The 22,404-nt window shown below is 70.7% G+C and carries 22 protein-coding genes; 15 read left to right on the forward strand and 7 right to left on the reverse strand.

The annotated features are described in order from the left end of the window. The 13 genes from IE264_RS34650 to IE264_RS34710 all read left to right on the forward strand — a co-directional run. A partial coding sequence (locus tag IE264_RS34650) for a helix-hairpin-helix domain-containing protein (protein ID WP_268247737.1) occupies positions 1–595 on the forward strand: 595 nt, incomplete at its 5' end. Then, positions 592–1,599 (forward strand): RNase adapter RapZ, encoded by a 1,008-nt coding sequence (gene rapZ, locus IE264_RS34655; protein WP_015607852.1) that lies wholly within the window; start codon positions 592–594, stop codon positions 1,597–1,599. The genes IE264_RS34650 and rapZ, both read left to right, overlap by 4 nt. Further along, a complete protein-coding gene (locus tag IE264_RS34660; RefSeq protein WP_015607851.1) occupies positions 1,596–2,630 on the forward strand; it encodes a gluconeogenesis factor YvcK family protein in 1,035 nt (344 codons plus the stop codon). Before rapZ ends, IE264_RS34660 begins: the two co-directional genes overlap by 4 nt. After that, the gene (gene whiA, locus IE264_RS34665) at positions 2,621–3,610 is read left to right on the forward strand and encodes a DNA-binding protein WhiA (protein WP_015607850.1); all 990 of its coding nucleotides are present in this window, start codon (positions 2,621–2,623) and stop codon (positions 3,608–3,610) included. Before IE264_RS34660 ends, whiA begins: the two co-directional genes overlap by 10 nt. Before the next feature lie 262 nt (positions 3,611–3,872). Further along, positions 3,873–4,883, forward strand: a complete 1,011-nt coding sequence (gap, locus tag IE264_RS34670; RefSeq protein WP_015607849.1) for a type I glyceraldehyde-3-phosphate dehydrogenase — start codon at positions 3,873–3,875, stop codon at positions 4,881–4,883. A gap of 113 nt (positions 4,884–4,996) precedes the next feature. After that, entirely contained in the window at positions 4,997–6,208 is a 1,212-nt protein-coding gene (locus tag IE264_RS34675; protein WP_015607848.1) for a phosphoglycerate kinase, read from the forward strand. Positions 6,209–6,214: 6 nt separating this feature from the next. Continuing rightward, a complete protein-coding gene (gene tpiA, locus IE264_RS34680) occupies positions 6,215–6,991 on the forward strand; it encodes a triose-phosphate isomerase (protein WP_032756623.1) in 777 nt (258 codons plus the stop codon). Positions 6,992–7,107: 116 nt separating this feature from the next. Then, entirely contained in the window at positions 7,108–7,344 is a 237-nt protein-coding gene (gene secG / locus IE264_RS34685; RefSeq protein WP_015607846.1) for a preprotein translocase subunit SecG, read from the forward strand. A 108-nt stretch (positions 7,345–7,452) separates the two neighbouring features. Continuing rightward, complete coding sequence (locus IE264_RS34690) at positions 7,453–7,788, forward strand: RNA polymerase-binding protein RbpA (RefSeq protein WP_073880172.1); 336 nt, start codon at positions 7,453–7,455, stop codon at positions 7,786–7,788. Positions 7,789–7,968: 180 nt separating this feature from the next. Then, a complete protein-coding gene (gene pgi, locus IE264_RS34695; protein ID WP_032756625.1) occupies positions 7,969–9,621 on the forward strand; it encodes a glucose-6-phosphate isomerase in 1,653 nt (550 codons plus the stop codon). Between the two features lie 4 nt (positions 9,622–9,625). Further along, the gene (locus IE264_RS34700; RefSeq protein WP_032756627.1) at positions 9,626–10,135 is read left to right on the forward strand and encodes a PH domain-containing protein; all 510 of its coding nucleotides are present in this window, start codon (positions 9,626–9,628) and stop codon (positions 10,133–10,135) included. Beyond that, a complete protein-coding gene (locus IE264_RS34705) occupies positions 10,132–11,661 on the forward strand; it encodes a PH domain-containing protein (RefSeq protein WP_032756628.1) in 1,530 nt (509 codons plus the stop codon). Before IE264_RS34700 ends, IE264_RS34705 begins: the two co-directional genes overlap by 4 nt. Before the next feature lie 77 nt (positions 11,662–11,738). Beyond that, positions 11,739–12,578 (forward strand): poly-gamma-glutamate hydrolase family protein, encoded by an 840-nt coding sequence (locus tag IE264_RS34710; protein WP_032756630.1) that lies wholly within the window; start codon positions 11,739–11,741, stop codon positions 12,576–12,578. A gap of 12 nt (positions 12,579–12,590) precedes the next feature. Here IE264_RS34710 and IE264_RS34715 read toward each other — a convergent pair whose 3' ends face one another. The 6 genes from IE264_RS34715 to tkt all read right to left on the reverse strand — a co-directional run bounded on the left by IE264_RS34715 (position 12,591) and on the right by tkt (position 19,605). After that, complete coding sequence (locus tag IE264_RS34715) at positions 12,591–12,953, reverse strand: VOC family protein (RefSeq protein WP_015607840.1); 363 nt, start codon at positions 12,951–12,953, stop codon at positions 12,591–12,593. Between the two features lie 70 nt (positions 12,954–13,023). Continuing rightward, a complete protein-coding gene (gene pgl, locus IE264_RS34720; RefSeq protein ID WP_032756632.1) occupies positions 13,024–13,806 on the reverse strand; it encodes a 6-phosphogluconolactonase in 783 nt (260 codons plus the stop codon). Next, a complete protein-coding gene (gene opcA, locus IE264_RS34725) occupies positions 13,803–14,831 on the reverse strand; it encodes a glucose-6-phosphate dehydrogenase assembly protein OpcA (protein ID WP_032756633.1) in 1,029 nt (342 codons plus the stop codon). Before opcA ends, pgl begins: the two co-directional genes overlap by 4 nt. Beyond that, on the reverse strand, positions 14,828–16,360 hold the full coding sequence (gene zwf, locus IE264_RS34730; RefSeq protein WP_015607837.1) for a glucose-6-phosphate dehydrogenase: 1,533 nt from the start codon (positions 16,358–16,360) through the stop codon (positions 14,828–14,830). Before zwf ends, opcA begins: the two co-directional genes overlap by 4 nt. 5 nt (positions 16,361–16,365) lie before the next feature. Further along, positions 16,366–17,484 (reverse strand): transaldolase, encoded by a 1,119-nt coding sequence (gene tal / locus IE264_RS34735; RefSeq protein ID WP_032756636.1) that lies wholly within the window; start codon positions 17,482–17,484, stop codon positions 16,366–16,368. 33 nt (positions 17,485–17,517) lie between these two features. Then, the gene (gene tkt / locus IE264_RS34740) at positions 17,518–19,605 is read right to left on the reverse strand and encodes a transketolase (RefSeq protein WP_032756638.1); all 2,088 of its coding nucleotides are present in this window, start codon (positions 19,603–19,605) and stop codon (positions 17,518–17,520) included. A 289-nt stretch (positions 19,606–19,894) separates the two neighbouring features. On the opposite strand from tkt, the gene IE264_RS34745 reads away from it, so the two are divergent. Both IE264_RS34745 and IE264_RS34750 read left to right on the forward strand, forming a co-directional pair. Beyond that, on the forward strand, positions 19,895–20,848 hold the full coding sequence (locus IE264_RS34745) for a heme o synthase (protein ID WP_032756640.1): 954 nt from the start codon (positions 19,895–19,897) through the stop codon (positions 20,846–20,848). Positions 20,849–20,944: 96 nt separating this feature from the next. Further along, entirely contained in the window at positions 20,945–21,322 is a 378-nt protein-coding gene (locus tag IE264_RS34750; RefSeq protein WP_032756642.1) for a hypothetical protein, read from the forward strand. 58 nt (positions 21,323–21,380) lie between these two features. Here the strand turns inward: IE264_RS34750 and IE264_RS34755 are convergent, their stop codons facing one another. Beyond that, the gene (locus IE264_RS34755; RefSeq protein WP_032756644.1) at positions 21,381–22,367 is read right to left on the reverse strand and encodes a COX15/CtaA family protein; all 987 of its coding nucleotides are present in this window, start codon (positions 22,365–22,367) and stop codon (positions 21,381–21,383) included. Positions 22,368–22,404: the final 37 nt, after the last annotated feature.

The following is a 22,404-nucleotide window of genomic DNA, read 5'->3' on the forward strand; positions in this document are numbered from 1 at the left end:
CGGCCCCGTCCCGGCCCCCGTGCTGACCGCCGCCTCCCCGGCCGACGAGATCGAGCCCCGGGAGGACGACGGGCGCCCCAAGCGGTTCGCCTACCCGCCGCAGCTCGTCGTGGTCGACGGCGGACAGCCCCAGGTCGCCGCCGCCAAGCGCGCCCTGGACGAGCTGGGCATCGACGACATCGCCGTCTGCGGCCTGGCCAAGCGCCTGGAGGAGGTCTGGCTCCCCGATGACGACGACCCCGTCGTCCTGCCCCGCTCCAGCGAGGGCCTCTACCTCCTCCAGCGCGTCCGCGACGAAGCCCACCGCTTCGCCATCACCTACCAGCGCGCCAAGCGGGCCAAGCGCATCCGCTCCAGCCCCCTGGACGACGTGGCGGGACTCGGCGAGACCCGCAAGCAGGCCCTGATCAAGCATTTCGGCTCCGTGAAGAAGCTCCGGCAGGCGACAATCGAGGAGATCTGCGAGGTTCCCGGGATAGGGCGCAGGACGGCGGAATCGGTGGCGGCCGCCCTCGCCTCGACCGCTCCCACGGCGCCTGCCGTGAACACGGCCACAGGAGAGATCATGGAAGAGGACGACGGGGGCGCGTCATGACCGGGCCCGCCCGCCGGGCCGACCGTGCGGGCGACGACGCCGGCGCGGGCCCCGACGACCAGCAGCACGCACGAACAGACCGAGCAGACGGAGCAGACGTGAGTACGAACACCACGAACGAGACGGGCGAGGCAGTGGTGCCGGCCATCCCCGAGCTGGTGATCATCTCCGGCATGTCCGGCGCCGGGCGCAGCACCGCCGCCAAGTGTCTGGAGGACCTCGGCTGGTTCGTCGTCGACAACCTGCCGCCCGCGCTGATCCCCACCATGGTGGAGCTCGGCGCCCGCTCGCAGGGCAACGTGGCGCGGATCGCCGTCGTCGTCGACGTACGCGGCCGGCGCTTCTTCGACAACCTCCGCGAATCCCTCGCGGACCTGGAGGCCAAGCACGTCACCCGGCGGATCGTCTTCCTGGAGTCCTCCGACGACGCCCTGGTGCGCCGCTTCGAGTCCGTCCGCCGCCCCCACCCCCTCCAGGGCGACGGCCGCATCGTCGACGGCATCGCGGCCGAGCGCGACCTCCTGCGCGAGCTGCGCGGCGACGCCGACCTGGTCATCGACACCTCCAGCCTCAACGTGCACGAGCTGCGCGCCAAGATGGACGCCCAGTTCGCCGGCGACGACGAGCCGGAGCTGCGCGCCACGGTGATGTCCTTCGGCTACAAGTACGGCCTGCCCGTCGACGCGGACCTGGTCGTGGACTGCCGCTTCCTGCCCAACCCGCACTGGGTCCCCGAGCTGCGCCCCTTCACCGGCGTCAACGAGGAGGTCTCCGACTACGTCTTCAACCAGCCGGGCGCCAAGGAGTTCCTCAACCAGTACACCGAGCTGCTCCAGCTGATCGCCGCGGGCTACCGCCGCGAGGGCAAGCGGTACGTGACCATCGCGGTGGGCTGTACGGGCGGCAAGCACCGCTCCGTCGCCATGTCGGAGAAGCTCTCCGCCCGCCTCGCCGCCGAAGGCATCGAGACCGTCCTCGTGCACCGGGACATGGGGCGAGAGTGACCGGACGCAATCTGCGGCTGCGACGCCTCAGCCGCACCACATCCGCGCTCGCGGGCCGCAAACGCGGTGGACAGCCCAAGGTCGTCGCGCTCGGCGGCGGCATGGGCCTCTCGGCGTCCCTGACGGCGCTGCGCCGGATCACCGGCGACCTCACGGCCGTGGTCACCGTCGCCGACGACGGCGGCTCCAGCGGCCGGCTGCGCGAGGAGCTGGGCGTCCTGCCCCCCGGCGACCTGCGCAAGGCGCTCGCCGCGCTCTGCGGCGACGACGACTGGGGCCGCACCTGGTCCCGGGTCGTCCAGCACCGGTTCGAGTCCAAGGGCGACCTGCACGGGCACGCCGTCGGCAATCTGCTGATCGTCGCCCTCTGGGAGCAGCTCGGCGACCACGTCCAGGCCCTGGACCTGGTCGGCAAGCTGCTGGGCGCGCACGGCCGGGTGCTGCCCATGTCCGCCGTGCCGCTGGAGCTCCAGGCGCTGGTCAAGGGCCACGACCCCGAGCTGCCCGACGCGATCGTGACCGTGCGCGGCCAGGCCACCGTCGCGCTCACCCCGGGCGAGGTGCAGTCCGTGCACGTCGTCCCGCCCGACCCGCCGGCCGTCCCGGAAGCGGTCGAAGCGGTCCTGGACGCCGACTGGGTGGTGCTCGGCCCGGGCTCCTGGTTCTCCTCGGTCATCCCGCATCTGCTGGTGCCGGAACTGCTCGACGCACTGGTCACCACGAAGGCCCGCAAGGTCCTGTCGTTGAATCTCGCACCACAGCCCGGTGAAACAGAGGGGTTCTCACCGCAGCGTCATTTGGAGGTTTTGGGACGACACGCCCCTAAACTCGCCTTGGACGTGGTGCTGGCCGACGAGGCAGCCGTGCCCGACCGCGAATCCCTCGCCGATGCCGCACAACGGCTCGGTGCCGCGGTCGAGCTGGCGCCGGTGGCATCGCCCGACGGCGTTCCGGTCCATGATCAGGAGCTGTTGGCCACCGCGTACGACCGTATTTTTCGGATGCATGGAAGGATCGGCCCATGGCGATGACGCCAGCGGTGAAGGACGAAATCTCTCGGCTTCCCGTCACCCGGACCTGCTGCAGGAAGGCAGAGGTCTCGGCGATTCTTCGGTTCGCGGGCGGGCTGCACCTGGTGAGCGGCCGGATTGTGATCGAGGCGGAGCTGGACACCGCGATGGCGGCGCGCCGGCTCAAGCGCGACATCCTCGAAATCTTCGGGCACAGCTCGGAGCTGATCGTGATGGCCCCCGGCGGACTGCGGCGCGGCTCGCGCTATGTCGTACGGGTGGTGGCGGGCGGCGACCAGCTGGCCCGCCAGACCGGCCTGGTGGACGGCCGCGGCCGCCCCATCCGCGGTCTGCCCCCGCAGGTGGTCTCGGGGGCCACCTGCGACGCCGAGGCGGCCTGGCGCGGGGCGTTCCTCGCGCACGGCTCGCTCACCGAGCCCGGCCGCTCCTCCTCGCTGGAGGTCACCTGCCCCGGCCCCGAGGCGGCCCTGGCCCTGGTCGGGGCGGCCCGCCGGCTCTCCATCGCCGCCAAGGCCCGCGAGGTCCGCGGCGTGGACCGGGTCGTCGTCCGCGACGGCGACGCCATCGGCGCCCTGCTCACCCGGCTCGGCGCCCATGAGTCGGTGCTGGCCTGGGAGGAGCGCCGGATGCGGCGCGAGGTCCGCGCCACGGCCAACCGGCTCGCCAACTTCGACGACGCGAACCTGCGCCGCTCGGCCCGCGCGGCGGTCGCCGCCGGGGCCCGGGTAGGGCGCGCGCTGGAGATCCTCGCCGAGGAGGTCCCCGAGCACCTCGCGGCGGCCGGACGGCTGCGCATGGAGCACAAGCAGGCCTCGCTGGAGGAGCTCGGAGCGCTCGCCGACCCGCCGCTGACCAAGGACGCGGTCGCCGGCCGGATCCGCCGCCTGCTGGCCATGGCCGACAAGCGCGCCCAGGATCTCGGTATCCCCGGGACGGAGGCGACGCTCAGCGAGGAGCTGGCGGACGGCCTGGTCGGCTGAGCCTCCGAGGGGATGTCCGGCCGACTCGTCGGCGGGCGGGGGACGTTGGTCCCCGGCCATCGGGACCAAGGTCCTGAAGCACGGACGGAGGCCCGTGACCCTACTGGGGAGTACGGGCCTCCCGGCGTGTCCCGGTGGCGCGTACGGCCCCTCTCGATGTCACCCCGGAGCCCTTGGAGAGGTAGGGTCGGAGGCGGTCGGGGACATCCCTATACAACTCGCCGGCGTCGAAAACCGGCGTACCTAACGAGGAGATCGGTTCGTGACGATCCGCGTAGGCATCAACGGCTTTGGCCGCATCGGTCGCAACTACTTCCGCGCGCTGCTGGAGCAGGGTGCGGACATCGAGATCGTGGCTGTCAACGACCTGGGTGACACTGCGACCACGGCCCACCTGCTGAAGTACGACACCATTCTGGGTCGTCTCAAGGCAGAGGTCAGCCACACCGCCGACACCATCACCGTCGACGGTCACACCATCAAGGTGCTCTCCGAGCGCAACCCGGCCGACATCCCCTGGGGTGAGCTGGGCGTCGACATCGTCATCGAGTCGACCGGCATCTTCACCAAGAAGGCCGACGCGGAGAAGCACATCGCCGGTGGCGCCAAGAAGGTCCTCATCTCGGCTCCGGCCAAGGACGAGGACATCACCATCGTGATGGGCGTCAACCAGGACAAGTACGACGCGGCCAACCACCACGTCATCTCCAACGCCTCCTGCACCACCAACTGTGTGGCGCCGATGGCCAAGGTTCTCGACGAGAACTTCGGCATCGTCAAGGGCCTGATGACGACGGTCCACGCGTACACCAACGACCAGCGCATCCTGGACTTCCCGCACTCGGACCTGCGCCGCGCCCGCGCCGCCGCCGAGAACATCATCCCGACCACGACCGGTGCCGCCAAGGCCACCGCTCTGGTCCTCCCGCAGCTCAAGGGCAAGCTCGACGGCATCGCGATGCGCGTCCCGGTCCCGACCGGCTCCGCCACCGACCTCGTCGTCACCCTGGACCGCGAGGTCACCAAGGACGAGGTCAACGCCGCGTTCAAGAAGGCCTCCGACGACGGCGACCTCAAGGGCTTCCTGACGTACACCGAGGACCCGATCGTCTCCTCGGACATCGTCGGCGACCCGTCGTCCTGCACCTTCGACTCCTCCCTGACCATGGTCCAGGAGGGGAACACGGTGAAGATCCTCGGCTGGTACGACAACGAGTGGGGCTACTCCAACCGCCTCGTCGACCTCACGGTCTTCGTCGGCGAGCAGCTCTGACCCTCGGGTCGGCGGCATCACGATGTGACTGAGGGGCTCGGCCGGCGCAATGAAGCGCCGGTCGAGCCTCTTAGCATGTTCATCCGTCCCTGCAAGGAGTAACGGAAGACCAGATGAAGACGATCGACGAACTTCTCACCGAAGGGGTCGCCGGCAGGCGGGTATTCGTCCGCGCCGACCTCAACGTGCCGCTGGACGGCACCACCATCACCGACGACGGCCGCATCCGCGCCGTCCTCCCGACGGTCGCCAAGCTCGCCGAAGCCGGTGCGCGCGTCGTCGTCGCCTCGCACCTGGGCCGTCCCAAGGGCGCCCCGGACCCGGTGTTCTCGCTGGCGCCCGCCGCCGCGCGCCTCGGTGAACTCCTCGGTGCCGACGTCGCCTTCGCGACCGACACCGTCGGCGACTCCGCCCGCTCAGTCGTCGCGGGCCTCACCGACGGCCAGGTCGCCGTCCTGGAGAACCTCCGCTTCAACGCCGGAGAGACCTCCAAGGACGACGCCGAGCGCGGCGCCTTCGCCGACCGGCTCGCCGAGCTCGCGGACGTGTACGTGGGCGACGGCTTCGGTGCCGTACACCGCAAGCACGCCTCGGTCTTCGACCTCCCGGCCCGGCTGCCGCACTACGCGGGCTACCTCATCGCCACCGAGGTCGGCGTCCTGAAGAAGCTGACCACCGACGTCAAGCGGCCGTACGCGGTCGTCCTCGGCGGCGCCAAGGTCTCCGACAAGCTAGGCGTCATCGACCACCTGCTGGAGCGGGCCGACCGCATCCTGATCGGCGGCGGCATGGCGTACACCTTCCTCAAGGCCCAGGGCCACGAGGTCGGCAGCTCGCTGCTCCAGGAGGACCAGATCCCGGTCGTCCAGGAGTACCTGCGGCGCGCGGAGGAGAAGGGCGTGGAGTTCGTCCTCCCGGTCGACGTCGTCGTCGCCCCTGCCTTCCCCGACCTGAAGACCAAGGCCCCGGCCCACCCCAGCACCGTCGCCGCCGACGCCATTCCGGCCGGTCAGATGGGTCTGGACAACGGTCCGGAGACCAACAAGCTCTACGCGTCGAAGCTCGCCGACGCGGCCACCGTCTTCTGGAACGGCCCGATGGGTGTCTTCGAACACCCCGACTTCGCCGACGGCACCCGCGCGGTCGCCCAGGCGCTCCTCGACTCCTCGGCGTTCACCGTCGTCGGCGGCGGCGACTCCGCCGCGGCCGTGCGCATCCTGGGCTTCGACGAGAATGCTTTCGGACATATTTCGACCGGTGGCGGCGCCAGCCTCGAATACCTCGAGGGCAAGACGCTTCCCGGCCTCGCCGCACTGGAGGACTGACCCTTAATGAGCACCCGTACCCCGCTGATGGCGGGCAACTGGAAGATGAACCTCAACCACCTCGAGGCCATCGCCCACGTCCAGAAGCTCTCCTTCGCCCTGGCCGACAAGGACTACGACGCCGTCGAGGTCGCCGTCCTGCCGCCCTTCACCGACCTGCGCTCCGTGCAGACCCTGGTGGACGGCGACAAGCTGAAGATCAAGTACGGCGCCCAGGACATCTCGGCGCACGAATCCGGTGCGTACACCGGTGAGATCTCCGGCGCCATGCTCGCCAAGCTGCGCTGCACGTACGTGGCCGTCGGCCACAGCGAGCGCCGCCAGTACCACGGCGAGAGCGACGAGATCTGCAACGCCAAGGTGAAGGCCGCCTACCGGCACGGCCTGACCCCGATCCTCTGCGTCGGCGAGGGCCTGGACATCCGCAAGGCCGGTGACCAGGTCTCCTACACGCTCGCGCAGCTCGACGGCGGCCTGAAGGACATCCCGGCCGAGCAGGCCGAGTCCATCGTCATCGCCTACGAGCCGGTCTGGGCCATCGGGACCGGCGAGGTCGCCACCCCCGAGGACGCCCAGGAGGTCTGCGGTGCGATCCGCGGCCGGCTGGCCGAGCTGTACTCGCAGGAGCTGGCCGACGCCGTCCGCATCCAGTACGGCGGCTCGGTGAAGTCCGGCAACGTCGCGGCCATCATGGCGCAGCCCGACGTGGACGGCGCCCTCATCGGCGGCGCCGCGCTGGACGCCGACGAGTTCGTCAAGATCGTCCGCTTCCGCGACCAGTGAGTATGCGGTAGCGCCGATCCGTCGTACCCTTGCGGGGGCCGAGGGGGTTGCCACCCCTGAGGCCCCCGCTGTACGTACAGGCAGTAGTCAAGAATTCCGGAAAGTAGGGACCAGCCGTGGTTTTGGCGTTCCAGATCGCTCTGATCGTCTTCAGCCTGCTGCTGATGCTGCTGGTGCTCATGCACAAGGGCAAGGGTGGCGGCCTCTCCGACATGTTCGGCGGCGGAATGCAGTCGTCCGTCGGTGGCTCCTCCGTTGCCGAACGTAACCTCGACCGCATCACCGTCGTGGTCGGCCTGGTCTGGTTCGCGTGCGTCGTCGTCCTCGGTCTGCTCGTCAAGCTGGGCGACTGACCCGCGTCCGCGATTCCCGGTGAGGGTGTAACTCCTTTCACTGGACGCGCGTTGGGCCTTACGTAGACTGGGGCATCCTCGAGCACCATCACGCAGGGAGTTACGACCGTGGCAAGTGGCAACGCGATCCGGGGAAGCCGGGTCGGAGCGGGGCCGATGGGTGAGGCCGAGCGGGGCGAGTCCGCGCCGCGCCTCCGCATCTCCTTCTGGTGCTCCAACGGGCACGAGACGCAGCCGAGCTTCGCCCATGACGCGCAGGTTCCGGACACCTGGGACTGCCCGCGCTGCGGCTTCCCGGCCGGCCAGGACCGGGACAGCCCGCCGGACCCGCCCCGCACCGAGCCGTACAAGACGCACCTCGCGTACGTACGCGAGCGGCGCAGCGACGAGGATGGCGAGGCCATCCTCGCCGAGGCGCTCGCCAAGCTCCGCGGCGAGATCTGACGTTCCCCGCCAGCTCCACGGATCCACCCAGTCGTTCACCGGCCGGACACCCCCAGGGTGTCCGGCCGGACTGCTTTACCTCCTCCTGGCTCGCGTCCGCGCCACCCCGCTCCTCGATCAATTAGGTTGGAGGGGCGGCGGGGAAGCCGAGTGACAAGAAGAAGTGGGCTGATATCCGGGATGAACGCAGCAAGCCGAACCAAGCTCAACCAGACCCCCGAGTGGACGGCTCTCGCCAAGCACCGTGAGGAGTTCGGCGCCACCCAACTGCGCGAGCTGTTCGCGCAGCAGCCGGACCGGGGCACCGCCCTCACCCTCCGGGTCGGCGACCTCCACCTCGACTACTCCAAGCACCTGGTCACCGACGAGACGCTGCGCCTGCTGCGCGAGCTCGCCGCCGCGACCGGGGTCGCGGAGCTGCGGGACGCGATGTTCCGCGGCGAGAAGATCAACACCACCGAGGACCGGGCCGTCCTGCACACCGCGCTGCGCGCCCCGCGCTCAGCGGTGATCGAGGTCGACGGTGAGAACGTCGTACCCGCCGTGCACGCCGTCCTGGACAAGATGGCCGCCTTCGCCGAGAAGGTCCGGGCGGGGGAGTGGACCGGTCACACCGGCCGCCCCATCAAGAACATCGTCAACATCGGCATCGGCGGCTCCGACCTCGGCCCCGCCATGGCGTACGAGGTGCTGCGCTCCTTCACGGACCGCTCGCTCACCGTCCGCTTCGTCTCCAACGTCGACGGCGCCGACCTCCACGAGGCGGTCCGCGACCTGGACCCGGCCGAGACGCTGTTCATCATCGCCTCGAAGACGTTCACCACGATCGAGACGATCACCAACGCCACCTCCGCCCGGGACTGGCTCCTCACGGAGCTGCGGGCCGGCCAGGACGCCGTCGCCAAGCACTTCGTCGCGCTGTCGACCAACGCGGAGAAGGTCGAAGAGTTCGGCATCGACACGGCCAACATGTTCGGGTTCTGGGACTGGGTCGGCGGCCGCTACTCCTTCGACTCCGCGATCGGCCTCTCGCTGATGATCGCCATCGGCCCGGACCGGTTCCGCGAGATGCTGGACGGCTTCCACCTCGTCGACGAGCACTTCCGCACCGCCCCCGCCGAGGAGAACGCCCCGCTCCTCCTCGGCCTGCTCGGCGTCTGGTACGGCAACTTCTTCGACGCCCAGTCGCACGCGGTGCTGCCCTACAGCCACTACCTGTCCAAGTTCACCGCGTACCTCCAGCAGCTCGACATGGAGTCCAACGGCAAGTCCGTCGACCGCGAGGGCGACCGCGTGGAGTGGCAGACCGGCCCGGTCGTCTGGGGCACCCCCGGCACCAACGGGCAGCACGCGTACTACCAGTTGATCCACCAGGGCACCAAGGTGATCCCGGCGGACTTCATCGGGTTCGCCGCCCCGGTCCACGACCTGCTGCCCGGTCTGATCGCCCAGCACGACCTGCTGATGGCCAACTTCTTCGCCCAGACCCAGGCGCTCGCCTTCGGCAAGACGCCCGACGAGGTCCGCGCGGAGGGCGTGCCGGAGGAGCTCGTCCCGCACAAGACGTTCCGCGGCAACCACCCGACGACCACGATCCTCGCCGACCGGCTGACCCCCTCGGTCCTCGGCCAGCTCATCGCGCTCTACGAGCACAAGGTCTTCGTCCAGGGCGCCATCTGGAACATCGACTCCTTCGACCAGTGGGGCGTCGAACTCGGCAAGGTCCTCGCCAAGAAGATCGAGCCCGTCCTGACCGAGGGCACCGGGGCCGAGGAGCTCGACAGCTCCACCGCCGCCCTGGTCGCCGCCTACCGCACACTGCGGGGGCGCTGAGCCCATGCCGGCGGGGGAGGGGACGGCGGGGATACGGCTGAGGCCGCCGCGCAACACGCTGAACGAGCGGGCCGTGAGCTGGTGGCGGGTGCAGTGGCTGCTGATGACCGCGGCACCCGTCGTCCCCCTGGCCGTACTGGGCGTGCTGATCGAGCCCGCCCGCCTCTGGCTGCTGCTGCCCGCCGCGGTTCTCGCCGCGGCGGGTGTGGCGGCCGCCGTCCTCCTCCCGCTGTGGTGGTTCCGCACCCACCGCTGGGAGGTCACCGAGGACGCGGTGTACGTGCGCACCGGGTTCTTCTGGCAGGAGTGGCGGATCGCGCCGATGTCCCGGATCCAGACCGTGGACACCGTGCGCGGCCCGCTGGAACAGCTCCACCGGCTCGCCACCGTCACGGTCACCACCGCCTCCTCCAAGGGCGCGGTACGGATCGAGGGCCTGGACCACGAGGTCGCCGCCGAACTGGCCGAGCGGCTGACCCGCATCACCCGCAACACCCCCGGCGACGCCACATGAGCACCCCGCGCGCCCCGTTCGCCCCCGAGGACGACTGGCGCCGGCTCGACCCCCGTACGGTCTGGGTCACCGCCCTCGTCGTGGCGGGCGTCGTCGCGGGTGCCGCCGTGCCCGCCACCCTCGGGCTCGCCCGCTGGCTCGGGCTCCCGGGCGCGGTGCTCTGGGTGCTCGCCGCGGCCGCCGGAGTCGTCGGGGCCGCGGCGGGCGCCGACCGGGTCCGCTGGCACCGCACCCGCTACCGCGCCGGCGAGGAGCGCGTCGACCTCCACACCGGCCTCCTCCTCGTCAAACGCCGCTCCCTGGCCCGTGAGCGCATCCGCACCGTCGACCTCACCGCCAACCTGCTGCTGCGCCTCCTCGGCCTGGTCACCGTCAGGATCGGCACCGGCGAGCACGGCAGCGACTCCACCCTGGAGCTGGACCCGGTCGCCCGCGCCGAGGGCGAACGCCTCCGCCGCCTCCTGCTGGAACGCACGGCCACCACCCCGCCGGGCGGCCACCCCGACGGCGAACTCGCCGCCCTCGACCCGCGCTGGATCCGCTACGCACCGGTCTCCTTCGTCGCCCCCATGCTCGGCGGTGCGGCGGTCGGAGCCGTGATGCAGATCAGCGAGTGGGTGGGAGCCCAGGGCGAGGTCATCGCCTGGGTCGGCGACCGCTTCCAGGAGACCCCGCTCCTCTGGGTGATCGTCACCCTGGTCGGGGCCGCGCTGGTGGCGGGCATCGTCGGGGCCCTCGGCCTCTGGGTCGAGATGTGGTGGAACTACCGTCTGGAGCGCGAGCCCGGCGGCACCATCAGGGTCCGGCGCGGGCTGTTCACCTCCCGGTCGATCTCCGTCGAGGAGGCCCGGCTGCGCGGTGTCGACCTCGTCGAACCCCTCGGCGTACGGCTGGTCGGCGCCGCCCGGCTGGACGCCATCACCACCGGGCTCGCCCAGGACGACGAGTCGAAGAACGCCGACCACAACACGGTCCTCCCGGCGGTGCCGCGCCCGCTGGCCGACTCCGTCGCCGCCGCGATACTCCGCGAGGAGGTCACCCCGACCGGTGCCGTGCTGACCCGCCACCCGCGCGCCGCCCGCGGCCGCCGGCTGCGCTGGTCGCTCGCCGCCGCCCTCGCCCCGGTCCTGCTCCTCACCGTCCTCGGGGCGCTGCTCACCCCCGTACTGCTCTGGATCGCGCTCGGCTGCGCGGTGGTGTTCCTGCCGCTCGCGGTGGCGCTGGCGCTGGACGCGTACCGGAACCTCGGCCACGCGCTCTCCGGCCGCTACCTGGTGACCCGCTCCGGCACGCTCCGCCGCTCCACCGCCGCCCTGGAGCGGGCCGGGGTGATCGGCTGGACCGTCAAGCAGTCGTACTTCCAGCGCCGGGCAGGGCTGATCAGTGTCACGGCCACCACGGCCGCCGGAGGGGGCGCGTACACCGCCTACGACACCGATGCGGCCGAGGGCCTCACCTTCGCCGCCGAGGCCGTCCCCGGGCTGCTGGAGCCCTTCCTGGAGCGGGATGTGCGCCCCGGCCCCTGACGGACGGTCCCGGCCCGTGACCGACGGCACAGCCCCCCGTCCGGGCGCCCGGAGCGTTGTCGGGGAGGATATCGATCATGACCTTCACCCACCGCCGTACGGTCCTCGCCGCTCTGGCCACCGCCGCCGTCAGCGGCCCGCTGCTCGGCTCGCTCACCGCGACCCCCGCCCACGCCACCGACGACCTGGACATCTACACCTCCAACACCGACCTCTACAAGAAGCTCGCCGGGCAGGAGGGCGTCGAGTTCGCCCGCCGCTACAAGAGACACGAGTACGTCGACCACTCGACGCCGCAGAGATACCCGTACAACCGGACCACCGTCATGGCCCTGCACGGCGGCGGCATCGAGACCGGCACCTCCGAACTCTGCCTGTCCATAGCCGGATACCACCCGGCCACGCTCGCCCCGCTCCAGGACGGCCACGGAGTGCACGACTACTGGATGTTCGAGGGGCTGCGCACCTCCGGCAACCGGGACCTCCACGTCACCGCCAAGAACTGCGACGACCACGTCGCGCTCTCCATGGCGGCGAGCAGCCTCAACGTCCTGAGCCTGCACGGCTGTACGTCGGCGCAGGCGGGCACCGTCCCGCAGGCCGTGGTGGTCGGCGGGCTGAACACCCGGTTCAAGACCCTGCTCAAGGCCGAGTTCGACGCGGTGGGCATCGCCTGGCGGGACGGGAACGAGCTGCCCGACCTGGCCGGCGTCAACCCCACCAACCCCGTCAACCGCACCATGCTGTCCAAGGGCGGTCAGCTGGAGCTCACCACGGAGCTGCGCGCCGCCATGTTCACGAACAACACCCGGGCGGGCCGGGCCGGCTCCACGACCGCGGTCTTCGACCGGTTCACCGGCGCCTGCCGGGCCGCGATCACCAAGCTGCAGCAGGGGACGGACCAGGTCATCCTCTGATGCCGGGGCGCCTCAGCCGTCGTGCGTCGTGTCGATGACGCAGAATCGGTTGCCCTCGGTGTCGGCGAGGACCACGAAGTCCGCGTCCGGCGGGTAGAGCTCCCACGCGACCCGCTCGGCGCCCAGAGCGACCAGCCGCTCCACCTCGGCCTCCTGCGTGTCGGAGTAGAGGTCGAGGTGGACCCGGGGGACCTCCTGCACGGGGGAGGTGGAGCGCCCCAGGGACACCCCCACGCCCGGCCCTTCGACCGGGACCAGCACCACCCAGTCGTCCGTCCCCGGCTCGCGCTCGGTGTACGTGAGCGCGGCCTTCCAGAAGGCGGCGGCCCTCGCCACGTCCGACGCGCCCATCACCACGGTTCCGATATGCACCATGGGGTGAGCCTTTCACGCACCAGGCCCGGCCCGCTGGGGAAAGGCGGGCCGGGCCTGGTCGTCCGTACGGTCAGGCGGACGCCGGCGGATACAGCGCGCGCGGCAGCTGCGAGGCCGCCGCCGCGTCCAGCAGCCACAGCGTCCGGCTGCGGCCGTACGCGCCCGCCGCCGGGGCCTGGATCTCCCCGGCGCCCGACAGGGCGATGGCCGCGGCCTCCGCCTTGTCCTCGCCCGCCGCCAGCAGCCACACCTCACGCGCCGCGCGGATCGCGGGCAGCGTGAGCGAGACCCGGACCGGCGGCGGCTTGGGGGCCCCGTGCACACCGACGACGGTGCGCTCGGTCTCCCGTACCGCGGGCAGCTCCGGGAAGAGCGAGGCGACATGGGTGTCCGGGCCGACGCCCAGCATCAGCACGTCGAACGCCGGCACCCGGCCGTGGTCCTCCGGCCCCGCGGCCGCGGCGAGTTCGGCCGCGTACCCCGCCGCCGCCTCGTCCACGTCCTTGCCGTACGGGCCGTCGGTCGCGGGCATCGCGTGCACCCGGGCCGGGTCGAGGGGCACCGCGTCCAGCAGCGCCTCACGGGCCTGGGTGACGTTCCGCTCGGGGTCGCCCTCGGGCAGGAACCGCTCGTCGCCCCACCACAGGTCCAGCCGTGCCCAGTCGACCGCGTCCCGGGCGGGCGCGGCGGCGAGCGCGGCCAGCAGGCCGTTGCCGTTGCGCCCGCCGGTCAGCACCACCGAGGCGTGGCCCCGGGCGGCCTGGGCGTCCACGATCTTCGTGATCAGCCGGGCCGCCGCGGCCTGCGCCATCAGCTCCTTGTCGCGGTGCACGACCAGCTGAGGAGGCGTCACTTGGCGGCCGCCTTCTTGGCCGGGGCCTTCTTCGCGGCGGGAGCCTTCTGCTCGGCCTCCGCAGGCTTCTCCTCGACCGGGGCGGCCTTGACCTCGCCGCCCGCGTGGAGCTTGTCCACCCCGAACTTCACCGTGGACTCGTAGGTGTTGTCCGGGTCCAGCCGACGCAGCTCCTCCGCCAGCAGCTCGGCGGTGTCCCGGCGCTTGAGCGCCACCGCGCGGTCCGGCTGGTTCTGCATGGAGAGCGTGGCCAGCGAACCGTCGGCCCGGTCCAGGACGATGACGCCGTTCTTCGTCTCCATCCGGACCGCGGTGAGACCGGGCCCTTCGGAGTACGTGCGCTCCACCGGGACACCGAGCCGGTCCGCGAGCCACATGGCGAGCAGTTCGCAGCTCGGGTTGTCGCTCTCGCCCTCGACGGTCGCGCCGATGACCTCGGCCGGCTGCTGGTCCAGCGCGGCGGCCAGCATCGAGCGCCACGGGGTGATCCGGGTCCAGGCCAGGTCGGTGCTGCCGGGGCTGTACGTAGCCGCCCGCACCGCCAGCTCCTCGATCGGGTGCTCGGCGGAGTAGGTGTCGGTGATCCGGCGCTGGGCGAGCGCGCCCAGGGGGTCCTTCGCCGGGTCGGTGGGCGCGCCCTCGGGCCACCACACCACGACCGGGGCGTCCGGCAGCAGCAGCGGAAGGACCACCGACTGGGCGTGGTTGGCCAGCTCGCCGTGGAGGCGCAGCACGACGGTCTCGCCGGTGCCCGCGTCGGAACCGACCCGGACCTCGGCGTCGAGCCGTGCGTCGCGGCGTGCCCGCGGCGAGCGGCTGGCCCGCTTGATCACCGCGATGATCCGCGAGGGGTGCTCGCGCGAGGCGTCACCGGCCGACTTGAGCGCGTCGTACGCGTTCTCCTCGTCGGTGACGATGACCAGCGTGAGCACCATGCCGATGGCGGGGGTGCCGATGGCCCGGCGGGCCGAGACCAGCGCCTGGTTGATCTTGCTGGACGTGGTTTCCGTGAGATCGATCTTCATGGCCGCCTCCAGCTCCGTCCGTCACGTGCGAGCATCTCGTCGGCCTCGGCCGGACCCCAGGTGCCGGCCGCGTACTGCGCGGGCTTGCCGTGCTTGTCCCAGTACTCCTCGATCGGGTCGAGGATGTTCCAGGAGAGCTCGACCTCCTGGTGGCGCGGGAAGAGGTTGGCGTCGCCGAGCAGGACGTCCAGGAGGAGCCGCTCGTACGCCTCCGGGCTGGACTCCGTGAACGACTCGCCGTACGCGAAGTCCATCGTGACGTCCCGGACCTCCATCGAGGTGCCGGGCACCTTGGAGCCGAAGCGCACGGTGACGCCCTCGTCCGGCTGGACCCGGATGACCAGGGCGTTGCCGCCCAGCTCCTCCGTGGCACCGGACTCGAAGGGCAGGTAGGGCGCGCGCTTGAAGACGACCGCGATCTCCGTGACCCGGCGGCCGAGCCGCTTCCCGGTCCGGAGGTAGAACGGCACGCCCGCCCAGCGGCGGTTGTTGATCGTCAGCTTGATCGCGGCGAAGGTGTCGGTCGTCGACTTGGGGTCGATGCCGTCCTCCTCCAGATAGCCGAGGACCTCTTCGCCGCCCTGCCAGGCGTGCGCGTACTGGCCGCGCACGGTGTGCTTGCCGAGGTCGTCGGGCAGCTCGACGGCGGTGAGCACCTTGAGCTTCTCGGCGACCAGGGCCTTCGGGTGGAAGGAGCCGGGCTCCTCCATCGCGGTGAGCGCCAGCAGCTGGAGCAGGTGGTTCTGGATGACGTCACGGGCGGCGCCGATGCCGTCGTAGTAGCCGGCCCGGCCGCCGATGCCGATGTCCTCGGCCATCGTGATCTGTACGTGGTCGACGTAGGACCGGTTCCAGATCGGCTCGAACATCGTGTTGGCGAACCGCAGCGCCAGGATGTTCTGGACCGTCTCCTTGCCCAGGTAGTGGTCGATCCGGAAGACCTCGTTGGGCGGGAAGACGGCGTGCACGAGCTGGTTGAGCTCCTGCGCGCTGGTCAGGTCGTGGCCGAACGGCTTCTCGATGACGGCCCGCCGCCAGGAGCCCTCCTTCTGGTCGGCCAGGCCGTGCTTCTTGAGCTGCTGGACGACCTTGGGGAAGAACTTCGGCGGCACGGAGAGGTAGAAGGCGAAGTTGCCGCCCGTCCCCTGTGCCTTGTCGAGCTCCTGGATGGTCGCCTTCAGCGTCTCGAACGCCTCGTCGTCGTCGAAGTCGCCCTGGACGAAGCGCATCCCCTGGATGAGCTGCTGCCAGACCTCCTCGCGGAACGGCGTACGGGCGTGCTCCTTGACGGCGTCATGGACGACCTGGGCGAAGTCCTCGTCCTCCCAGTCGCGGCGCGCGAAGCCGATGAGCGAGAAGCCCGGTGGCAGCAGGCCGCGGTTGGCCAGGTCGTAGACGGCAGGCATCAGCTTTTTACGGGACAAATCGCCCGTGACGCCAAAGATGACCAGGCCCGACGGCCCCGCGATACGCGGGAGCCGTCGGTCCTGTGCGTCACGGAGCGGGTTGGCTCCGGGAACAGCAGACAAAGTGGTCAGCCCTCCGAGGGGGCGAGGCGCGAAAGCTCCGCCTCGGTCGACTTGAGCAGGTCGTTCCAGGACGCCTCGAACTTCTCGACGCCCTCGTCCTCCAGCACCTGTACGACGTCGTCGTACGAGATGCCGAGCTTCTTGATGGCATCCAGGTCCGCCCGCGCCCGGTCGTAGCCGCCGGCGACGGTGTTGCCGGTGATCTCGCCGTGGTCGGCCACGGCCTCCAGGGTCGCCTCCGGCATGGTGTTCACCGTGTTGGGCGCGACCAGGTCGTCGACGTACAGGGTGTCCTTGAGGGACGGGTCCTTGACGCCGGTCGAGGCCCACAGCGGGCGCTGCTTGTTGGCCTGCGCCTTGTCCAGGGGGGCCCAGCGGTCGGAGGAGAAGACCTCCTCGTACGCCTCGTAGGCCAGCCGGGCGTTGGCCAGGGCGGACTTGCCCTTGGCGGCCTTCGCCTCGTCGGAGCCGATGGCGTCCAGACGCTTGTCGATCTCGGTGTCCACCCGGGACACGAAGAAGGACGCGACCGAGTGGATCTTGGAGAGGTCCAGGCCCGCGGCCTTCGCCTTCTCCAGGCCCGCCAGGTAGGCGTCCATGACCGCGCGGTAGCGCTCCAGCGAGAAGATCAGCGTCACGTTGACGCTGATGCCCCGGCCGATGGTCTCGGTGATCGCCGGGAGACCGGCCTCGGTCGCCGGGATCTTGATGAGCGTGTTCGGCCGGTCCACCAGCCAGGCCAGCTGCTTGGCCTCGGCGACGGTGGCCGTGGTGTTGTGCGCCAGGCGCGGGTCGACCTCGATGGAGACCCGGCCGTCCTGGCCGCCGGTCGCGTCGAAGACCGGACGCAGGATGTCGGCGGCGTCGCGGACGTCCGCCGTCGTGATCATGCGGAGCGCCTCCTCGACGGTGACCCTGCGGGCGGCGAGGTCGGTGAGCTGCTGCTCGTAACCGTCGCCCGAGGAGATCGCCTTCTGGAAGATCGACGGGTTGGTGGTGACGCCGACGACATGGCTCTGGTCGATCAGCTCGGCCAGGTTGCCCGAGGTGATCCGCTTGCGCGACAGGTCGTCGAGCCAGATCGCCACGCCCTCGTCGGAGAGGCGCTTGAGTGCGTCTGTCATGGGTTGCATCTCCTACTAGTCGTATATAAGGCGTCAGCGCGCGGCGGCGGCGAGGGATTCCCGCGCGGCGGCGGCCACGTTCTCGGCGGTGAAGCCGAACTCGCGGAAGAGGACCTTCGCGTCGGCCGAGGCACCGAAGTGCTCCAGCGAGACGATCCGGCCGGCGTCCCCGACGTACCGGTACCAGGTCAGGCCGATGCCCGCCTCCACGGCGACCCGCGCCTTGACCGACGGCGGGAGCACGCTCTCCTTGTAACCCTGATCCTGCTCCTCGAACCACTCGACCGACGGCATCGAGACGACCCGGGTCGGCACACCGGCCGCCTGGAGCTGCTCGCGCGCCTCGACGGCGACATGGACCTCGGAGCCGGTCGCGATGAGCAGCACCTGCGGCTCGCCACCCTCGGCCTCGAACAGGACGTAACCGCCCTTGGCCGCGTCCTCGTTCGCCTCGTACGTCGGCACGCCCTGCCGGGTCAGTGCCAGACCGTGCGGGGCGCCCTTGCCGAACACCTTGGTGTAGCGGCGCAGGATCTCGCGCCAGGCGATGGAGGTCTCGTTGGCGTCGGCCGGGCGCACGATGTTCAGGCCCGGGATGGCGCGCAGCGCGGCCAGGTGCTCGACCGGCTGGTGGGTCGGGCCGTCCTCGCCGAGGCCGATCGAGTCGTGCGTCCACACGTACGTCACCGGCAGGTGCATCAGCGCGGAGAGCCGCACGGCGTTACGCATGTAGTCGGAGAACACCAGGAAGGTGCCGCCGTAGATGCGGGTGTTGCCGTGCAGCGCGATGCCGTTCATCGCGGCGGCCATCGCGTGCTCACGGATCCCGAAGTGGATCGTGCGGCCGTACGGGTCGGCCTCCGGCAGCGGGTTGCCCACCGGCAGGAACGAGGAGTTCTTGTCGATGGTCGTGTTGTTCGAGCCCGCGAGGTCGGCGGAGCCGCCCCACAGCTCGGGAACGACCTCGCCCAGCGCCTGGAGCACCTTGCCGGACGCGGCGCGGGTGGCCAGGCCCTTGCCGGCCTCGAAGACCGGGAGCTTCTCCTCCCAGCCCGCGGGCAGCTCGCCCGCGGCGATCCGGTCGAAGTCGGCGGCGCGCTCCGGGTTGGCGGTGCGCCACGCGGCGAACGCCTTGTCCCACTCGGCCCGCGCCTCGCGGCCGCGGTCCAGGGCCTCACGGGTGTGGCCGATGACCGCGTCGGAGACCTCGAAGGTCTGCTCCGGGTCGAAGCCGAGGACCCGCTTGGTCGCCGCGATCTCGTCGTCGCCGAGCGCCGAGCCGTGCGCGGCCTCGGTGTTCTGGGCGTTCGGGGCGGGCCAGGCGATGATCGAGCGGGCCGCGATGAACGAGGGGCGCTCCGTCTCGGCCTTGGCCGCCTGCAGCGCCGCGTACAGCCCCGCCGGGTCCAGGTCGCCGTTGGGCAGCTGCTCGACGCGCTGGACGTGCCAGCCGTACGCCTCGTACCGCTTCAGGGTGTCCTCGGAGACCGCGGTCTCCGTGTCGCCCTCGATGGAGATGTGGTTGTCGTCCCAGAGCAGGACCAGGTTGCCCAGCTTCTGGTGCCCGGCCAGCGAGGACGCCTCGGCCGAGATGCCCTCCTGGAGGCAGCCGTCACCGGCGATGACCCAGACCGTGTGGTCGAACGGGGAGGTGCCGGGGGCCGCCTCGGGGTCGAAGAGGCCGCGCTCGTAGCGGGCGGCCATCGCCATGCCCACCGCGTTGGCGACACCCTGGCCCAGCGGGCCGGTCGTCGTCTCGACACCGGTGGTGTGGCCGTACTCCGGGTGGCCCGGCGTCTTCGAGCCCCAGGTCCGGAACGCCTTCAGGTCGTCCAGCTCCAGGCCGTAACCGGCGAGGTAGAGCTGGATGTACAGGGTCAGGCTGGAGTGGCCCGCCGAGAGGACGAACCGGTCGCGGCCGGTCCACTCGGCGTCCGCCGGGTCGTGCCGCATGACTTTCTGGAACAGGGTGTACGCGGCGGGAGCCAGGCTCATGGCCGTGCCCGGGTGGCCGTTTCCGACTTTCTGTACGGCGTCCGCGGCGAGGACGCGGGCGGTGTCCACGGCCCGCTGGTCCAAATCGGTCCACTGGAGGTCTGTGGTGGTCGGCTTGATGCTCACCCTGAGTCAGGGCTCCTCTCCACTGTTCGTAAGCCGGTGACTGTTACCGCACCGGGCGCTGTCGAGCCTACCCCCGCCGCGGGGGACGTTTTCCGAGCACTTTCCAGGGTGCGGGCGAGGTGCGGACTTCGCCTCCCGGCGGACCGCCCCCGTACATCGCACAGTCACCCCCAACACGACCCCACCCCCGCGAAGGACGGTGTATCCCCAACGTCTAGAGTGGTCGAGTTCGCGCAAGTCTTCACAAGGGCCTCCAGGTCCGGAGCTTGCTGGGATTTCTCTGTCAGGGGTGTGCGTGACGGCCGTCGAGTCCCGACCCGCAGGGGTCGCCTTGACTCCCAGCCCAAGGGGCCATCGCCCGTACGGGGCCCGTGTCAAGGCATTCGTGGCGCTTACCAAGCCACGGATCATCGAGCTGTTGCTCATCACCACCGTTCCGGTGATGTTCCTCGCCGCCCAGGGCGTACCCGACCTGTGGCTCGTTCTCACGACCACCGTCGGCGGATATCTCTCCGCGGGCGGCGCCAACGCGCTGAACATGTACATCGACCGTGACATCGACGCGCTGATGGACCGCACGTCGCAGCGTCCGCTGGTCACCGGCATGGTCAGCCCCCGCGAGTGCCTCGCCTTCGGCATCGCCCTCGCGGTGATCTCCACGCTCTGGTTCGGACTGCTCGTCAACTGGCTGTCGGCCGGACTCGCTCTCGGCGCGCTGCTCTTCTACGTCGTCGTCTACACGATGCTCCTGAAGCGCCGCACCTCCCAGAACATCATCTGGGGCGGCATCGCCGGCTGCCTGCCGGTGCTCATCGGCTGGTCCTCGGTGACGAACTCCCTCTCCTGGGCCGCCGTCATCCTCTTCGCCGTCATCTTCTTCTGGACGCCGCCGCATTACTGGCCGCTCTCCATGAAGGTGAAGGACGACTACGCCCGGGTCGGCATCCCGATGCTTCCGGTCGTCGCCTCCAACCAGGTGGTCGCCAAGCAGATCGTCATCTACAGCTGGGTGATGGTCGGGGTCTCGCTGCTGCTCACCCCGCTGGGCTACACCGGCTGGTTCTACCTGTCGGTGGCGCTGCTGGCGGGCGGCTTCTGGCTCTGGGAGGCCCACGGGCTGCAGAACCGGGCCAGGGCCGGGGTGACCGGCGCCAAGCTCAAGGAGATGCGGCTGTTCCACTGGTCCATCACCTACGTCTCGCTGCTCTTCCTGGCCGTCGCGGTGGATCCCTTCCTCCGCTAGGCGCCCTCAGTAAGTACGGCGACGGGCGGGTCACGTGGCACAAGCCACGCGACCCGCCCGTCGCCGTACGAACTACTCGTCGGTAGCATCCTGTTCATGGCAGAGACGGCATCAGACGCAGCAGACACCGGGCAGACCTCGCGGACGGACGCCAGGAAGGCGGCCCGCGCGGAGCGCAGGGCGGCGAAGCTGGCCCGTGAGATCGGGTCCTTCGCCAAGGAGCACGGCGGCGCCGAGGGGCAGCTCGCCTACATCGGCCAGGCGGGCGCCCGTATCGTCCTGGTCGGCGAGGACGGCGCCTGGGGGGACCTGGTGGCCCCGACGTACGCGGTGGCCGAGAGCGCGGCGCAGAAGTCCGGGATCACGATGCACGAGGAGTTCGACGGGGACTTCGCCCTCAAGGTCCGCACAGGTCCGTACGAGTGGTCGCGGATGGCCGGGATCCAGGTCGGCGGCCCGTCCAACGACAGCTGAGCGGGTACGACGAAGGGGCGGCGGGCACAGGCCCGCCGCCCCTTCGTCGTACGGCCGTTCAGAGGGCCTGCGCGGACTCCCGCTGCTCGGCGGAGGCGGACGGGCCCGGCAGCGTGGCGGGCTCGTCGTCGCCGCGCTCGCGCATGCTCATCACCAGGCGGATCACGGCGATCCACATGATGGCCGAGCCGAACATGTGGATGCCGACGAGGACCTCGGGGACGTCGCTGAAGTACTGGACGTACCCGATCGCACCCTGGGCGAGCAGCACGACCAGCAGGTCGCGGGCGCGCGCCCGGGTGTCGGCGGGGGCGTCGACCACCCGCAGGGCCAGCCACATCGCGATGGCCAGCGCGCAGACCACCCAGGCGGCGATGGCGTGGATGTGTGCGGCGGCCGACCAGTCCCACGGCATCCGCGGTACGTCGCTGCTGTCGCCCGCGTGCTTGCCGGAACCGGTCACCGAGGTGCCGAGCACGATGAGGACCACGGTGGTCGCCAGGATCGCCCAGGAGAGGCGGCGCACCGGCAGGGGGGCGCGGGGGCGGGCCGGGCCGTCGCCCTCGCCGATCCGGACCCAGGTGATCACGGTGACCGCGAGGAGCGCGTTGGCGAGCAGGAAGTGCCCGGCCACGGTCCACGGGTTGAGCCCCGCCCAGACGGTGATGCCGCCGAGGACGGCGTTGCCGAGCACGATCCAGAACTGCGACCAGGCCAGCCGGGTCACCTTGCGGCGGCGCGGCTTCATCGAACTGACGGCGATGATCGCCCAGCCGACGGCGGCCGACAGCACATAGGTCAGCAGCCGGTTGCCGAACTCGATCGCGCCGTGCATGCCCTGCGCGGGCGTCGCGAAGAGGCTGTCGTCGGTGCACTTGGGCCAGGTGTCGCAGCCGAGGCCCGAACCGGTCAGCCGGACGGCACCTCCGGTCACGATGATGAAGACGCTCATCATGATGGCGGAGAGCGCGGCACGCTTCACCACCTTGGTGGACGGCGTCCAGCGCTTGGCGATGGCAGAGATGGGGGTTTCCACGCGGACCATCGTAGGACGAGGCTTGTGCATGTTTTCACGAGGGGTG

The organism is Streptomyces microflavus, assembly GCF_014650075.1.
Classification (GTDB): domain Bacteria; phylum Actinomycetota; class Actinomycetes; order Streptomycetales; family Streptomycetaceae; genus Streptomyces; species Streptomyces microflavus.

What these genes read in the sequence shown, in the direction of transcription:
- rapZ (WP_015607852.1), top strand. Translation starts at nt 592, where the DNA reads ATGACCGGGCCCGCCCGCCGGGCCGACCGTGCGGGCGACGACGCCGGC.
- IE264_RS34705 (WP_032756628.1), top strand. Translation starts at nt 10,132, where the DNA reads ATGAGCACCCCGCGCGCCCCGTTCGCCCCCGAGGACGACTGGCGCCGG.
- IE264_RS34675 (WP_015607848.1), top strand. Translation starts at nt 4,997, where the DNA reads ATGAAGACGATCGACGAACTTCTCACCGAAGGGGTCGCCGGCAGGCGG.
- IE264_RS34700 (WP_032756627.1), top strand. Translation starts at nt 9,626, where the DNA reads ATGCCGGCGGGGGAGGGGACGGCGGGGATACGGCTGAGGCCGCCGCGC.
- tal (WP_032756636.1), bottom strand. Translation starts at nt 17,484, where the DNA reads ATGACAGACGCACTCAAGCGCCTCTCCGACGAGGGCGTGGCGATCTGG.
- IE264_RS34750 (WP_032756642.1), top strand. Translation starts at nt 20,945, where the DNA reads ATGGCAGAGACGGCATCAGACGCAGCAGACACCGGGCAGACCTCGCGG.
- tpiA (WP_032756623.1), top strand. Translation starts at nt 6,215, where the DNA reads ATGAGCACCCGTACCCCGCTGATGGCGGGCAACTGGAAGATGAACCTC.
- IE264_RS34710 (WP_032756630.1), top strand. Translation starts at nt 11,739, where the DNA reads ATGACCTTCACCCACCGCCGTACGGTCCTCGCCGCTCTGGCCACCGCC.
- IE264_RS34715 (WP_015607840.1), bottom strand. Translation starts at nt 12,953, where the DNA reads ATGGTGCATATCGGAACCGTGGTGATGGGCGCGTCGGACGTGGCGAGG.
- IE264_RS34755 (WP_032756644.1), bottom strand. Translation starts at nt 22,367, where the DNA reads ATGGTCCGCGTGGAAACCCCCATCTCTGCCATCGCCAAGCGCTGGACG.
- pgi (WP_032756625.1), top strand. Translation starts at nt 7,969, where the DNA reads ATGAACGCAGCAAGCCGAACCAAGCTCAACCAGACCCCCGAGTGGACG.
- opcA (WP_032756633.1), bottom strand. Translation starts at nt 14,831, where the DNA reads ATGAAGATCGATCTCACGGAAACCACGTCCAGCAAGATCAACCAGGCG.
- whiA (WP_015607850.1), top strand. Translation starts at nt 2,621, where the DNA reads ATGGCGATGACGCCAGCGGTGAAGGACGAAATCTCTCGGCTTCCCGTC.